The sequence below is a fragment of the Longispora fulva genome (assembly GCF_015751905.1).
GTDB lineage: Bacteria > Actinomycetota > Actinomycetes > Mycobacteriales > Micromonosporaceae > Longispora > Longispora fulva.
In genome coordinates this window covers 5,507,514-5,523,513 of sequence record NZ_JADOUF010000001.1, presented here as the reverse complement: position 1 = coordinate 5,523,513, position 16,000 = coordinate 5,507,514, and the positions used below count along the sequence as shown (strand labels likewise).

Sequence of the window (16,000 nt, the reverse complement as noted above, 5' to 3'; positions counted from 1 at the left end):
GGCGTGTTTCGGATCGGGCGGCGTGTCGATCATCACCCAGTGATCATCAACACGTCGCCCGCGCCCGCACACGTTACGCCGTGGCCGCTGGGAGCGGTTACCCGGACGCGCCGCCGGTGAAGTTCCAGGACCCGAGGCGCAGTCCCGGCGCGGTCACCGACTCCAACGACCAACTGACCGGCGTGGACTCGGCGACCGATCCGATCCCCAGCACGGCACCGGGGGCCAGGGCCTCCGGGTAGGACTGGGTGAACCGGAGGTTGCGCACCGGACGGGTGATCACGCCGTCCTCGATCAGCCAGACGCCGTTGCGGGTCAGGCCCGTGACGACCAGGCTGCGCGGGTCGAGCACCCGGGTGTACCAGAAGTCAGTGACCAGCAGACCCCTGCTCACCCCGCCGATCAGGCCGCCGACCGAGTCGTCCGACACCGGGCCGTCCGAGCGCACCTCGGGGGTGGCTCCGGTCGCCAGGGACAGGTGCGAGGGGCGCGGGCCCCAGCGCTCGCTGTCCGTGACGGCGCTGCCGGTACTCGCCGCGCCGGCCGCCGCCGCCGTGCGCCGGTCGTGCAGCGGACCCTGGGAGACGCCCTCCCGGATCAGCCACCGGGTGTCGCGCGGCGTCCCGTCCAGGTCGAACGGCGTGCCCACCGACAGCGGCCCGACCGGGTCCTCGAGCAGCGTCAGCGCCGGATCGAACTGTGCCTCGCCGGTGCGCAGGCACGACCGGCCCTCCGCCACGGCCTTGCCGTTGAACGCGTACGTGGACAGGAACAACAGCAGGTCCTGTACCGCGCCGCGCTCCAGCACGACCTCGTACCGGCCCGGCGGGAGTTCGACCGGGTCCACGCCGGCGCGGGCCTTGGCCGCGGCGACCGCACCGAGCCGGCCACCGTCGAGGCCGTCGAGGGAGACGCCGCTCCACCGGGCGACCCCGTCGGAGCCCGGCGCCCGGGCGATGCCGTCCATGGCCGCCGAGGAGATGGCCCCGGTCAGCACGTGGCCGGCGGTGTTGCCGTACGTGACCGTGCTGGCGGTGGTCCGGCAGTACCCGGCGGTGGACAGGCCGCCGGCCGCGTCCACGAACGCCCGGACCGCCCCGGCCCGGCTCGCCGGGTCGGCTTCCGCCGTGGCCCGGTCGTAGTTGCCGGTGCCGGTCGGCGCGGTCGGCGGGGTGAGCCCCGGCCACGTCGGGTCCGGCGGGCACAGCTTGGCCGCGGCGATGGTCCGCTCCACGAACTCGGCGAGCGCCGCCGGGTCGGTGATCGTGGTGGTGCCGCCGGCGGTCCGGCCGTCCAGGTGCAGCCGGAGCCGCACGGTGACGGCCCGGTCGGAGACGTTCTGGTGGATGAACGAGTTCGCGAACCGGGTCAGGGACAAGACGGCGTCGTCGACGTGCACGTCGGCCTCCGCGCGGCCCCCGACCAGGTCGAGCACCTGCTCGACAAGGAGGTTCGTCATGAGCGCACTCCTACTCGTACTCCCTTGAAGCGGGCCGGCGCGGCGGGGTGCCCGGTGTGGCCGGTCTGGCCCGGCTGCCCCTTGCCGCAGTTCGGGGTGCCCCAGGGCACCGACTCCGAGGACAGCATGTCCATCGACCGCCAGAACAGCGGACCGATTCCCGTGTACGTGGGGTTGCGCAGCATCCTGCCCAGCGCCCCGTTCTTGACCTCCCAGCCGATCTCCGTGCCGAACTGGAAGTTGAGCCGCTTGTCGTCGATCGACCACGACCGGTTGGTCTCCATCATCACGCCGTCGTCCGTGGCCGCGATGATCTCCGCCAGTGTGTGCGGCCCGGGTTCGAGCCCCACGTTGGTCATCCGCACCATGGGCAGCCGGGACCAGCCCTCGGACCGGACGCTGCCGCCGTAGTCCAGCCCGGCGACGGCGGCGGAGTCCCGGCCGGCGAGCACGCCGACCCAGATCCCGTCGCGCACCGCGTCGCGGGCGACCGCGGGGGTGCCCTCGTCGTCGTAGCCGAACGAACCCAGCGCGCCGGGGATCGTCGGGTCGATCGTGATGTTCATCAGCTCCGAGCCGTACCGCAGGCTGCCGAGCTTGTCGAGCTCCAGCCACGAGGTGCCGGCGAACGCAGCCTCCCAGCCGAGGATCCGGTCCAGCTCGATGGCGTGCCCGACGGACTCGTGGATCTGCAGGGCCAGCTGCTCGCCACCCAGGATCAGGTCCGTGGTGGTCGACGGGCACTCCGGCGCCGTGAGCAGCTCGCGCGCCTCGGCGGCGACCCGCGCGGCGTGCGCCGGCAGGTCGAGCTGTTCGACCAGCTCCCAACCGGCCGTGCCGTACTGCCCCCGGTAGCACGGGTACGACCGGCGCTGGGTCTCGAACTCCCCGTTCGCCGTCGCGCTGATCCCGCCCCCGGACTTCACGATCTTCTGCTCGATGCGGTGCCCTGCGCTGGACACGAACCAGGACCGCTGCTCCCAGAGCTGGTAGAGCGCCTCGGCCTGGTCCGCCCCGTGGTCCCGCATCGTCTGGGTGACCGAGACGAGCAGGTCACCCTTCACTGACATCGGAACGGCGAACGGGTCGACCTGGCACGGCCCGGTCCAGGCGTCCTGGCGGGTCTCGGTCGGGACGAGGTCGAGCGCCGGGCCGGCGACCAGGCCGCTGGCCTTCGCGATGGCGGTCGCGGCGCTCCCCGCCTCCCGCGCGGCCTTCTCGGTCAGGTCGGGCACGGCCTGGAAGCCCCAGGACGAGCCGACGAGGGCGCGGACGCCGATCCCGGCGTCCGCCTGCTGGGTCAGATCCTCGATCTCCCCGTTCCGTGCGGACATGGATTCGTAACGCCGACTCATGACCCGCGCGTCGGCGTACCGCGCGCCGGCGGCCAGAGCGGCCTCGACTGCCGCGGTGGCGACGTCGAATAGTGCCATATGTGAACCTCCTGCATGGACGTTGTGACCAGCGTTGCACGGTCGGGAGCCCGTCAGGTACCCGTATTGCCTTGCGCGGGGCCCTCCAGTTCGGCAAAGTCTCCTGTCAGAAAGTGGTGACGCGGGGGCGAGCCGACGGGGCGGGGTGGCGACTAGCCAGCTCGTGATTCAACGTGAGCGCATTGCGCTACCCCTCGCACAGCGAACACTACTGATGGTGACGCAAAATCAGGACAAACCACCAGTACACCACTATTCTTTCAAAGCTCCTATAATTGCCTTTCGCGGGTAAAACCGGTCCAATCAACCGGGTATTTGGGCCCGCGTGACCGAGCTGTTATCGGAACGATGCCGCGCGGCGTCCACGAAGTCCGTGACGCCCGCTACTTTTCCGACGTGGGAGGGCGAGACGGGCCCACCCGCTTGGAGGAGGCACGTTCATGAGCGATACGACGTCGACCGGCACGGGGCAGGCCCCCGAGTCCGGCGCGACCCTGGTGGCGGACAAGCCCGCGGAGAAGAAGGCCGCGATCATCGGCCGTTCCCCGGGCCAGTTGGCCTGGCTGCGACTCAGGCGCGACAGGGTCGGTGTCTTCTCGCTGGGCATCGTCCTGGTGTTCTTCGTCGTGTCGATGCTGGCCCCGCTCGTGGAGCTGATCTACGGGTACGGCCCGACGACGAACAACTCCCACCTGCTCAACGAGGACAGCCTCCCGCTGGGCTACCTCGGCGGCATCACGTTCAGCTCGGACAATGCGTCGAACCACATGCACATCCTCGGTGTGCAGCCGGGCACCGGCCGGGACATGTTCATGCAGCTGGTCTACGGCGCGCGCACCTCGCTGCTCATCTCGCTGTCGGCGACCGTGATCTCCCTGGTCATCGGCGTCGTGATCGGCATCGTCGCCGCGTACGTCGGCGGCTGGATCGACTCCTTCCTGAACTGGTTCACCGACTACATGCTGGCGTTCCCGTTCCTGATCTTCGCCTTCGCCGCCATCCCGATCGTCAACACCTGGCTGGCGGACGAGAAGGGCGAGGTCTCCGAGACCAGCCGGATCTGGACGATCATCGTGATCTTCTCGGTGTTCGGCTGGATGGGCACCGCGCGACTCGTCCGGGGCCAGGTCCTCTCGCTCCGCGAGCGTGAGTACGTCGAGGCGGCCCGCGCGGCCGGTGCCGGCGTCAACCACATCCTGTTCCGCCAGCTCCTCCCGAACCTGTGGGCCCCGATCCTGGTGACGTTCTCCCTGTCGGTGCCCGCGACCGTGACCGGTGAGGCGGCGCTCTCCTTCCTGGGCATCGGCGTAGTGGAGCCGACCCCGGACTGGGGCCGCATGATCAACGACAGCGTCGCCTGGTACCGCGAGCAGCCGATGTACATGCTCATCCCGGGTATTTCGATCTTCATCCTGGTGCTCGCCTTCAACTTGTTCGGCGACGCACTCCGCGACGCGCTCGACCCCAAGTCGACGAAGTAGCGGCTGCACCACCCACAGACGTCCCACACCTGGACTGGCCCTTCCGGGCGAGCCCTGAGTGTCGGGCCTGAGAGAGGAGATACCGTGCGACACCGCGTACGGGTGCTGACCATCAGCGCCCTCGCCATCGGCCTCGCCGCCGCTGGTTGCAGCAAGACTGGAAATGGCAAGGGCGAGGAAGCCGCCAAGGACCAGAAGCAGTCGATCTCGATCGACTACAAGGGCACCACCCCGGTGCCCGCGCCGGAGGTCAAGGACGCCCGCAAGGGTGGCCAGGTCCTGTGGCTGGCGGACGGCAACTTCGAGCACCTCGACCCGGGTCAGGAATACGTCGGGGACGCGCTGAGCTTCAGCACGAACCTGTTCCACCGGACGCTCACCGGTTACATCGAGCCGACGGAGGAGGGCGGCACCCTCAAGGTCGTCGGTGACCTCGCGGTCAACGCCGGTGAGACCACCGACGGTGGTAAGACCTGGAAGTACACCCTGCGCGACGGCCTCAAGTACGAGGACGGCAGCCCGATCAAGTCCGCGGACATCAAGCACGGCGTCGCCCGCGCGATGGGCAAGTACGGCGAGCAGGGTCCGCAGTACATCCAGAACGCTCTGGACCCGGACCGCAAGTACAAGGGCCCGGACGAGAAGGGTGACGGCGACGTCCCGGGTATCACCACCCCGGACGACAAGACCATCATCTTCACGATGAAGGACCCGCACCCGGAGTTCCCGGAGCTGGCGGTCTTCCCGACCACCACCCCGGTCCCGGCCGCGAAGGACACGAAGGACAAGTACGAGACCGAGTGGATCTCCTCGGGCCCGTACAAGCGCAAGGAATACAAGATCGACAACTACCTCATCCTTGAGCGGAACCCGAACTGGGACCCGAAGACGGACCCGATCCGTCACCAGTACGTGGACACCATCAAGGCTGACTTCACCCCGAACCGCGCGACCCAGACCCAGCGTCTGATCGCGAGCCAGGGTGAGGACGCGACCGCGACCATGACCTCCAACGTCGCGCAGGAGAACATCGCCACCGTCGCCGCCGACCCGGAGCTGACCAAGCGGGTTCTGTCCGGTCGGACGCCGTACGACAACTACATCAACATCAACACCACCAAGGTGACCGACGTTGACGTTCGCAAGGCCCTGATCTACCTGTACGACAAGGACGCGGCGATCAAGAACGCCGGCGGTAGCAAGGTCGCCATCGCTTCGACGACGATCACCGCTCCGAACGTCCCGGGCTACAAGGACTACGACGTCTACAAGGCCGGCCCCAACGGTGACGTTGCCAAGGCCAAGGCGCTGCTCGCGGGCAAGACCGTGCCGAAGCTGTCCTACTGCTTCGCCAACACGGCGAACGGTCAGAAGGCCGCTGCGATCGTCAAGACCAGCCTCGAGCGTGAGAACCTGATCCAGATCGCGCTGAACCCGATCGACCGCAAGGACTACTACACCACCATTGGCAAGAAGGGCACGACCTGTGACCTGATGGCCTCTGGCTGGGGTGCCGACTACCCGGACAACCAGTCCACGCTGGGTGTCCTGATGGACGGCTCGCAGATCAAGGACAACGGCAACCAGAACTACTCCTACTTCGACAACGCCGAGGTCAACAAGAAGCTCAAGGAGCTCGCGCTTGAGCCCGACCGTGCCAAGGCCGCCAAGGCCTACGGTGACCTCGACCAGGAGATCATGGAGAAGTACGCGCCGCTGATCCCGACGGTCTACACCCGGGCTTACACCCTGGTGGGCTCGAAGCTGGGTGGGGCGTTCCTCAGCCCCAACTACGCCCAGGTCAACCTCACCAACGTCTACGTCAAGGCGTAGTCACTCGGTGACCCTGGTGTGCGGCGTCTCCTCCGAGTAGGAGGCGCCGCACGCCGCGGGCGATCGGTATCACACCGGTCGCCCGCGGCATGCCAAGCACAACCCCGTTCCGCTCCGACCGGACGCCCGGGCAGGACCTTGGAAGGCCCCCAATGCTGCGGTATTTCATCAAGCGTTCTCTGATCGCGGTGATCACCCTCGCGGTCATCTCCGTGACGACGTTCCTGTTGTTCTTCGCCGGTTCCGCGAACCCGGCCGCCTCGATGTGTGGCGGCAAGGCTTGTGACCAGGCCAAGATCGAGCGGATCACGAAGTCGCTCGGCCTCGACCGCCCGCTCTATGTCCAGTACTCCGAGTACATGGGCGGCATCTTCACCGGTCGGACGATCGGTGAGGGCGCAGACGCCATCGAGTGCCCCGCGCCGTGCTTCGGCGTGTCGTTCCGCAGCAACGAGCCGGTCTCGACGATTCTGGCCCGAGGCGTGCCCATCTCGGCCAGCATCGCCATCGGCGGCGCCCTGATCTCCGTCCTGATGGGCGTCGGACTCGGCGTGGCCTCCGCGCTCAAGCGTGGCGGGTGGCTCGACAAGTTCTCCATCAGCTTCGCGCTCACCGGCGCGTCGCTCCAGATCTTCTTCCTCGGCCTGCTCCTCCAGATGGTCCTCGTGTACCAGATGGGCTGGCTGCCACGGCCCAAGTACGTGAGCCCCGCGGAGGACTTCGGCGGCTGGTTGATGGGCATGTCACTGCCGTGGATCACCCTCGGCTTCCTGAGCGCCGCGACCTACGCCCGGTTCTCCCGCGCCGAGATGCTCGAGATCCTCTCCGAGGACTTCGTCCGCACCGCCCGGGCCAAGGGCCTGACCCCGCGCGCCGTCAACATCAAGCACGCGCTGCGCGCCTCGCTCAGCTCGATCATCACGATCTTCGGCCTCCAGCTCGGTGGCCTCCTCGGTGGCGCCGCGATCACGGAGACCACGTTCGACATGGCCGGGATCGGGAAGCTGTCGGTCAAGGCCGTCAATGACGACAACCTGCCCATCGTCATGGCGACGGTGCTGCTCGCTGCCGTGTTCGTGGTGCTGTTCAACGTGATCGTCGACATGATGTACGCGGTCATCGACCCCCGCGTCAAGCTGGCCTGAGAGGAGTGACACCAATGGCTGACCAGAACCCGTACCTCCAGGTCAAGGACCTGCGCGTGCAGTTCAAGACCGAAGACGGCATCGTCAAGGCCGTCGACGGGGTGTCGTTCTCCGTCGAGCGCGGCAAGACGCTCGGCATCGTGGGCGAGTCCGGCTCGGGCAAGAGCGTGACGAGCCTGTCCATCATGGGCCTGCACAACCGCAAGCGCACCGCGATGACCGGTGAGGTCCTCGTGGAGGGGCGCAACATCCTGAACCTGGAGGAGGAGAAGCTCCGCGAACTGCGCGGCAAGCAGATCTCCATGATCTTCCAGGACCCGCTGTCCGCGCTGCACCCGTTCTACACGATCGGGCACCAGATCGTGGAGGCCTACCAGGTCCACCACAAGGTGAACAAGCGCGACGCGAAGAAGCGCGCCATCGAGATGCTCGACCGGGTGGGTATCCCGCAGCCGGCGAAGCGGGCGGACCAGTACCCGCACGAGTTCTCCGGCGGTATGCGCCAGCGGGCCATGATCGCGATGTCCCTGGTGAACGACCCGAACCTGATCATCGCCGACGAGCCGACCACCGCGCTCGACGTGACGGTCCAGGCCCAGATCCTCGATCTGCTGCTGGACCTGCAGAAGGAGTTCAACTCCGCGATCATCATGATCACCCACGACCTGGGCGTGATCAGCCAGATCGCCGACGACGTCCTCGTGATGTACGGCGGCCGCGCCGTCGAGAAGGGCACCGTGGAGCAGGTGCTCCGCCGCCCGCAGCACCCGTACACCTGGGGTCTGCTCTCCAGCGTGCCGTCCCTGACCGGTGACGCCGACGACGACCTCGTCCCGATCAAGGGCAACCCGCCGTCGCTGATCAACCTGCCGTCGGGCTGCGCGTTCAACCCGCGCTGCCGGTACGCGATGCTGGGCGACGGCAAGCCCTGTGACATCGAGGTTCCGCAGCTCCTCCAGGTGCAGGAGCGCGGTCACCTCGTGGCCTGCCACCTGCCGGAGCAGGAGCGGGTCGAGACCTACCAGCGCGACGTGGCACACACGGGAGTGGCGAAGTGACAACCATCGAGAACGGCGCCCCGGCGCCCGTCGTCCCGGCCTCCTCGGTGGAGCCGCTGCTCAAGGTCGAGAACCTGACCAAGCACTTCCCGGTGCGCGGTGGCTTCTTCGGCTCCAAGCAGGTCGTCAAGGCCGTCGACGGGGTCAGCTTCCACGTCAACGCCGGTGAGACCCTGGGCCTCGTGGGTGAGTCCGGTTGTGGCAAGACCACGACCGGCCGGATGCTCGTCCGGCTGCTGGAGTCGACCTCGGGCAAGATCACCTTCGAGGGTCGCGACATCACCCGGGTCGGTAACCAGGGCATGCGTGCCCTGCGCCAGGACATGCAGATCATCTTCCAGGACCCGTACTCGTCGCTGAACCCGCGGCACACGGTCGGCAAGATCATCGCGATGCCGCTCGAGGTCAACGGAATCAACCCGCCCGGTGGCGTGAAGAAGCGGGTCCAGGAGCTGCTGGAGATCGTCGGTCTGAACCCGGAGCACTTCAACCGGTACCCGCACGAGTTCTCCGGCGGTCAGCGCCAGCGGATCGGCATCGCCCGGTCGCTGGCCCTCCGGCCGAAGATCATCATCGCCGACGAGCCGGTCTCCGCCCTCGACGTGTCGATCCAGGCCCAGGTCATCAACCTGCTCCGGGACCTGCAGCGCGAGTTCAACCTGGCGTTCGTGTTCATCGCGCACGACCTGGCCGTGGTCCGGCACTTCTGCCAGCGGATCGGCGTCATGTACCTCGGCAAGATGGTCGAGATCGGCGAGCGCGAGGACATCTACAAGAACCCGTCGCACCCGTACACCAAGGCGCTGCTCTCCGCGGTGCCCGACGTGTCCCGGCTCGGCGCGTCGCAGGGCCGCATCCTGCTCAAGGGTGACGTCCCGACGCCGCTGAACCCGCCGTCCGGCTGCCGGTTCCGCACCCGGTGCTGGAAGGCGCAGGACATCTGCGCGACCGAGGAGCCGCAGCTGCTCCAGGTCGGCGGCCCGGCCCAGGCCGCGGCGTGCCACTTCCCGGAGGTCGAGCGCGCGTAGTCAGTCCGATCGTGCCCCGGCAGCCCCAGGCTGACCGGGGCACAGTCGTTCCCGGACTGACGGACAGTTAGCCTCACAGCATGGAGTTCCAGGTACTGGGTTCTGTCGGCGTCCGCATCGAGGGTGAATCCCTTGAACTGGGTAAACGCCGGATGGAGCGCTGCCTGTTCGGCCTGTTTCTCCTCAATATCGGCGCGCCGGTCACGATCGACCGGCTGACCTTCCTGCTCTGGGGTGAACACCCTCCGGAGCAGTCGCGGAGCACCCTGCAGGTACTGGTGTCCCGCCTGCGGGCCTGGCTGACGGCCCACCGGGCTGACGAGTACGGCGTGCGCCTGGTCACCCGGGCCGGCGGGTACGTCCTCGAGGGCGACCCGGAGCGGGTGGACGCGCACCGGTTCCGGCGGCTGTGCGAGGAGGGCCGGTCGGCGTCGGACCCGGTCGACCGGCTGGCGCTGCTCCGCAAGGGTCTCGCCCTGTGGCACGGGCCACCGATCGCGGATGTCGGCACCGAGTATGTGCGCCAGGCCGTCGGGCAGGCGTTGGAGGAGCTCTACCTGGACTCGACCGAGCTGCGATTCGACGCCCAGCTCGAGCTCGGACAGCACGTGGATCTGGTCGGTGAGCTCAGCGTGCTCGTCGCCGAGTACCCGTTCCGGGAGCGGTTCGCCGAACAGTTGATGCTCAGCCTGTACCGGGCCGGCCGGCAGAAGGACGCGTTGGCGGTATACGACGACACCCGCCGCACGCTGGCCGAACACGTCGGCCTGGATCCCCGGCCGGAACTGGCGGACCTGCACCGCAGAATCCTGCGGTCCGACCCGGCCCTGGTCGACCCCGGGCCGCCGAGGCAGACCGGCCCGGCGCAGCTGCCACAGGCCGTGCCCGACTTCACGGGGCGGCGCGCGCAGATCGAGTTCCTCGACGGGTTGCTGGACAACCCCGGTGCCGTGGTGATCAGTACCATCGGCGGGGTCGGCGGGGTCGGAAAGACGGCGCTCGCCGTGCACTGGGCGCACCAGGTGCGCGACCGGTTCCCCGACGGGCAGCTCTACCTCAATCTGCACGGCTTCTCCCCTGCGCCCGTGACCCGCCCGATCGACGCTCTCGCCCGGTTCCTGCGCGCGTTGGGAGTTCCAGCCGAGCAGATTCCGCTGGACGTCGAGGAGGCCAGCAGCATGTACCGGAGCCAGATCGCCGACAAGCGGATGCTGATCCTGCTGGACAACGCGCACAGCCCGGAGCAGGTCCGGTCGCTGCTGCCGGGCGGAGCGGGAAACCTGGCGCTCATCACCAGCCGCAGTCGGCTCGGCGGGCTCGTCGCCAGGGACGGCGCCCGGCGGTTGGACCTCGAGGTGCTCGACGGCGCGGAGTCCCTCGCGCTGTTCGGCCGGATCCTGGGCCGGGGCCGGCTCGACGCCGAACGGGAGGCCGCGGCCGACCTGGCGGACGCCTGTGGGCACCTGCCGCTCGCACTGCGCATCGCTGCGGCGCACCTGGCCGACGACCCGACCCGCACGATCGCCGACTACCTGGCCCAGTTGCGGGCCGGCGACCGGCTCACCGCGCTCGCCGTCGACGGTGACGAGCTGAGCTCGATCCGGGCGACGTTCGAGCTGTCCTACGCGGCGTTGGACCCCGCGACGGCGTGGGCGTTCGGGTTGCTCGGCCTGGTGCCGGGGCAGGACTTCACTCCGGAGGCTGTCGCCGCGCTGACCGGGTCGGACGTGCCGGAAGCCCGGCGGTACCTCAGCCGGCTGCTCGCCGCGCACCTGGTCGAGGTCGCGGGGGCGGACCGGTACACGTTGCACGACCTGCTCAGGCTGTACGCGCGGGAGAAGGCCGATCCAGCCGGGGCCCAGTCGGCAATGGGCAGCCTGATGGAGTGGTACCTGTGCGGGGTCGACGCCGCCGCCCGCAAGCTGTACCCGCACAACCTGCGGCTGCCGGTGGCGCCGTCCGACAGCTTCGCCTTCGCCGACCACGTCGAAGCACTGGCCTGGCTGGACGGCGAACGCGGGAACCTCGTGGCCGCCGTCGTCGGGGGAGCGGAGTCGGGACAGCGGGAGGCCGCCTGGCGGATCGCCGACGCGCTCCGCGGGTACTTCTGGATCCGGCGGCACACCGTCGACTGGCTGGCAGCGGCCCAGGCGGCGCTCGCCGCGGCGGAGGCCGAGGGGGACGCGAAGGGGCAGGCGACCGCGCACCAGAGTCTCGGTCTGGCCTTCGCCAGCGCCAGCAGGCACGAGCAGGCGATCGCGCACAGCACCAGGGCGCTGGCCCTGAGCGAGCACGAGGAGTGGCCCGAGTACCAGGCTGCCGCGTTGGGCACGCTGGGGACCAGCGCCAACGAGCTCGGCCGGCTCGCCGACGCCGTCGGGTACTACACCCAGGCGCTGGGCATCAACCGCAGGATCGGCCGGGAGACCGGCGCGGCGATCAACCTCACCAACCGCGGCGGCCTCAACACGAAACTGGGGCAACTCGACGACGCCCTCGCCGATCTCCTGGAGGCGATGCCCCTGGCGCAGGCGGCCGGGGCGCGCTTCATGGAGGCCGCCATCCTCGGCAACCTCGGGGAGCTGTACCACGCCCGCGGCGAACTGGATCTGGCCGTCGAGTGCCACACGAAGTGCCTGGCGCTGGCCCGGGAGGTCGGCAGCGAGGAGTCGCAGGCCGAAGCGCTCCGCGGTCTCGCGGAGGTCCACCGCGACGCCGGGCGGCTCGACCAGGCGTGGACGGACGCCAACGCGGCACTGGAACTGGCCCGCAAGGTCGGCGAGTACCGGGCTGAGGCGCAGTCGATGGTCGCACTGGGCACGATCCTGCACCGCCGTGGCCAGTTCCACGAGGCGCTGGCCCGCCACGAGCAGGCCCGCACGCTGTCGCGGCAGCACAACATCCGGCACGGCGAGATCGACGCCCTGACCGGGGTGGCCGAAACGCTCCTCAGCCTGGGGCGACCCGATCCCGCGCCGGCGGAGGAGGCCGTCCGGTTGGCGAGGGAGGCGAACTTCCCGCTGCGCGAGGCCAGGGCCAGCGCGGTGCTCGCCGCCATCCGCGCCAACGGGGCCCCGGCTCCTATCCTGTTCGCATGAATCTGGAATTCACTGGCGAGATGTGGTTCTGGCGGGGGCCGGCGCCGTGGCACTTCGTCACGGTTCCGGCGGAGGAGTGCGGTGAGCTGGCCGCGACGGCCGCGTCGGTGACCTACGGCTGGGGCATGATCCCGGTCGCCGTCCGGATCGGGGACACCGAGTGGACGACGTCGCTGTGGCCGAAGGATGGGCAGTACATCGTGCCGGTGAAGGCGTGGGTGCGCAAGGCCGAGGGGATCGACGTGGGCGACACGGTGGCCGTCCGCCTGACGGTCGGGGGCTGAGTCCCCACCGGGGCCGGTCCACTGTGGGACGGCCGCGCGGACCGTCACCGTGGCGAGCTAGCCTCGCGGCATGCAGTTCCAGGTATTGGGTCCGGTGCTCGCCCACGTCGACGGCGCGCCGGTCGAGCTGAGCCGACGCAGGATGGAGCGCTGCCTGCTCGGGATCCTGCTCCTCGACCTGGGCACCAGGGTCACCGTCGGCCGGCTGACGGACCTGCTGTGGGGCGACCGGCCACCGGAGCGGTCGAAGGCGGCCCTCCAGGTGCTGGTCTCCCGGCTGCGGGCGTGGCTGGCGGCGGCCGGCGCCGAGGAGTACGGCGTGCGGCTCCTGACCCGCGGCGACGGCTACGTGCTGGAGGGCGACCCCGCCAGGGTCGATGCCCACCGGTTCCGCCAGCTGTGCGAACAGGCGCGGGGGGTGTCCGACCCCGTGGACCGGCTCGTGCTGCTCCGGTCGGCACTGGCCCTCTGGCAGGGTCCGCCGCTGGGCGACTCGGCCACCGACGAGGTCCGCCGGGTGGTGGTGCCGGCGCTGGAGGAGCTGTACCTGGTGGCGCAGGAACTGTCCTTCGAGGCCCGGCTCGCGTTGGGCCAGCACGGCGAGGTGACGGGCGAGCTGGCGATCCTGGCGGCGGCACATCCGGATCGGGACCGCCTGGTCGAACTCCTGATGCTCGGCCTGTACCGGGCGGGTCGCCGGCAGGAGGCCCTGGACGCCTACGCCGCGGCCCGCCGCGAGAACGATCTGGGCCAGGGGCTCCGGGAGCTGCACGCCCAGATCCTGCGCTCCGATCCCGCGCTGACCGGGCCGCCCTCCGGAGCCGGGATCGTCGTGCCGGCCCTGCTGCCCCCGGCGGTGCCGGACTTCACCGGCCGGCAGGACCAGCTCGAGGCCCTCGACCGGCTCACGGAGCAACCGGGCGCGGTGGTGATCAGCACGATCGGCGGGGTGGGCGGCGTGGGCAAGACCGCGCTCGCGCTGTACTGGGCGCACCGGGCCCGGCACGCCTACCCCGACGGCCAGCTGCACATCAACCTGCACGGCTACTCCGCCTCCGCCCCGGTGTCCCCGGCCGAGGCGCTGGGCCGGTTCCTGCGGGCCCTCGGGGTGCCCCCGGAGCAGGTGCCGGCGGACCTGGACGAGGCCGCGGCGCTGTACCGCAGCCGGATCGCCGGCCTCCAGATGCTCGTCGTCCTCGACAACGCCGGGTACGCCGGCCAGGTCCGGCCACTGCTGCCCAGCGGCCCGGGCAGCCTAGCCCTGATCACCAGTCGGGACCGGCTCGCCGGCCTGACGGCCCTCGACGGCGCTCGCAGGCTCACCCTCGAATCCCTGCCCGTCGACGAGGCCGTGGACCTCCTCGCCCGGGTGATCGGCGCGGACCGGGTCGCGGCGGACCGCCCGGCGGCGGCCCGGCTCGTCGACCTGTGCGGCCGGCTGCCGCTGGCGATCCGGATCACGGCCGCCCAGCTCGCCGAGCGCCCGGAGCTGAGCCTCGCCCGGCACGTCGAGGACCTGGAGGCCGGCGACCGCCTCGCGGCGCTGGCGCTGCCGGAGGACGACGACGCCTCGGTCCGGGTGGCGTTCGGCCATTCCTACACCGGGCTCAAGCCGGAGGCCGCCCGACTCTTCCGGCTGCTCGGGCTGGTCCCCGGGCCGGAGTTCGGGGTGGAGGCCGCGGCGGCGCTCGCCGGCGTCGACCGGCGCGAGGCGACCCGGCTGCTGCACATCCTGACCACGGCACACCTGATCGAGCCGCGCGGCGCGGACCGGCACGGCTTCCACGACCTGATGCGGCTGTACGCGGCGGACCAGGTCGCCACCGACCCCGAGCGGGACGAGGCGCTCCGCCGGTTCTACCACTGGTACGTGCGCTCGGCCGACGCCGCGGCCTGGCTGTTGTCCCCCGACCGGCTGCACCTGCCGATCCCGGACTCGTTCACCACGTCGGAGCCGGTGGCGCTCGCGGACCGGGAACAGGCCCTGGCCTGGTGCGACATGGAACGGGACGGGTTCTTCGCTGCGGTCACCGACCCGCCGGAGGGTACCGACCCGGAGGCCGTGTGGCTGCTCGCCGACGGGGTGCGGTTCTACTTCCTGCTCCGGGTGTACATGGCGCAGGCCCTGGAGATGGCGTACGCGGCGTTGGCCATCGCCAGGGACAGCCCCGACCCCCGGGTCCAGGCGGCCATGCACTTCAGCGTCGGCGCGCAACTCCAGGAGCGGGAGAACTACGCGGACGCCCAGCGGTACTTCGACCTGGCGCTCGACTGGGCCCGCCGGAGCGGGGAACCGACCGCGGAGGCCATCTACCTGATCTGGTCGGGCTGGTCCCTGCGGAACACCGGTGACCTGGACGAGGCCGCCCGCAGGTACGCGGCGGCCCTGCCGTTGTTCGCCCTGAGCGAAGCGGACCGCGACGGGTACGCCGTGACCCAGAGCATGCTGGCCGTCATCTACCGCTTCCTGGGCCGGTTCCCCGAGGCGCTGGAGCTGATCACCGCGTCGCTGGCCACCCTCGCCGAGCTGGGGCCGCACCTGCTGGGCATCCACACGACGCATCTCGCGTGGATCCACATCGATCTGGGGCGACACGACGAGGCGCTGGCGCATCTCGATGCCGCGATGCGCTCGGTGAAGGAGACGCATCGACTGACCGCCGAGCTGCCGATCCTGATCGCGATGGCGTGCGTGCACCACCGGCTCGGCCAGCACGAGCGGGCGGGGCAGTGCCTCGACGAGGTACTGGGGCACTGCGCCCGGATGCCGGCGTCCGGCCTGGAGTCCGAGGCCCGGGTGGTCCTCGCCCTGTTGCACCGCACGCACGGCCGGCACGATGAGGCGCTGGCCGAGGCCGTCGAGGCGGTCCGGCTCGGCGGGAAGATGCCCCTGGAGCAGTTCAAGGCCCGTATCGTCCTGGCGCGGGTGCTGCTCGACACGGGCGACCGGGCCGGGTCCGCCGCGCAGGCCCGGCAGGCCGTCGAGGGCTGTCGGACCATCGGATACCGGCTCGGGCTGGCCCGGAGCCTGGCGGTTCTCGGCGAAGCCACCGGGGACGCGGCGCACACGGCGGAGAGCGCGGCCCTGCACGCCGAACTCGAGGTGCCCCACCACATCTTCTGACCCTCACGTCAAGACCATCAGATGGTTACGGCGGGGTGTCCCCGGCGCGCGCCGGTC

General features: G+C 70.1%; 10 protein-coding genes. 8 read left to right on the top strand and 2 right to left on the bottom strand.

The window, feature by feature from the left end; genetic code table 11:
* Positions 1 to 97 precede the first annotated feature (97 nt).
* Complete coding sequence (locus IW245_RS24880; protein ID WP_197005577.1) at positions 98 to 1,459, bottom strand: TldD/PmbA family protein; 1,362 nt, start codon at positions 1,457 to 1,459, stop codon at positions 98 to 100.
* Entirely contained in the window at positions 1,456 to 2,892 is a 1,437-nt protein-coding gene (locus tag IW245_RS24875) for a TldD/PmbA family protein (RefSeq protein WP_197005576.1), read from the bottom strand. The genes IW245_RS24880 and IW245_RS24875 overlap by 4 nt, the downstream gene beginning before the upstream one ends.
* A 440-nt stretch (positions 2,893 to 3,332) precedes the next feature.
* Here IW245_RS24875 and IW245_RS24870 point away from each other — a divergent pair, with 440 nt between their 5' ends.
* From IW245_RS24870 to IW245_RS24835, 8 genes are all read left to right on the top strand, one after another.
* Positions 3,333 to 4,373, top strand: coding sequence for an ABC transporter permease (locus tag IW245_RS24870; protein WP_197005575.1), 1,041 nt, complete (start codon positions 3,333 to 3,335; stop codon positions 4,371 to 4,373).
* A gap of 84 nt (positions 4,374 to 4,457) precedes the next feature.
* A complete protein-coding gene (locus tag IW245_RS24865) occupies positions 4,458 to 6,206 on the top strand; it encodes an ABC transporter substrate-binding protein (RefSeq protein ID WP_197005574.1) in 1,749 nt (582 codons plus the stop codon).
* 152 nt (positions 6,207 to 6,358) lie between these two features.
* Entirely contained in the window at positions 6,359 to 7,351 is a 993-nt protein-coding gene (locus IW245_RS24860; RefSeq protein ID WP_197005573.1) for an ABC transporter permease, read from the top strand.
* A gap of 14 nt (positions 7,352 to 7,365) precedes the next feature.
* Positions 7,366 to 8,409, top strand: a complete 1,044-nt coding sequence (locus IW245_RS24855; RefSeq protein ID WP_197005572.1) for an ABC transporter ATP-binding protein — start codon at positions 7,366 to 7,368, stop codon at positions 8,407 to 8,409.
* On the top strand, positions 8,406 to 9,437 hold the full coding sequence (locus IW245_RS24850; RefSeq protein WP_197005571.1) for an ABC transporter ATP-binding protein: 1,032 nt from the start codon (positions 8,406 to 8,408) through the stop codon (positions 9,435 to 9,437). Before IW245_RS24855 ends, IW245_RS24850 begins: the two co-directional genes overlap by 4 nt.
* A gap of 80 nt (positions 9,438 to 9,517) precedes the next feature.
* Positions 9,518 to 12,535: an AfsR/SARP family transcriptional regulator gene (locus IW245_RS24845; protein WP_197005570.1), complete on the top strand. Its 3,018-nt coding sequence runs from the start codon at positions 9,518 to 9,520 to the stop codon at positions 12,533 to 12,535.
* On the top strand, positions 12,532 to 12,819 hold the full coding sequence (locus tag IW245_RS24840; RefSeq protein ID WP_197005569.1) for a DUF1905 domain-containing protein: 288 nt from the start codon (positions 12,532 to 12,534) through the stop codon (positions 12,817 to 12,819). The genes IW245_RS24845 and IW245_RS24840 overlap by 4 nt, the downstream gene beginning before the upstream one ends.
* A 70-nt stretch (positions 12,820 to 12,889) precedes the next feature.
* Entirely contained in the window at positions 12,890 to 15,943 is a 3,054-nt protein-coding gene (locus tag IW245_RS24835; RefSeq protein ID WP_197005568.1) for an AfsR/SARP family transcriptional regulator, read from the top strand.
* The last annotated feature ends 57 nt before the right edge of the window (positions 15,944 to 16,000 follow it).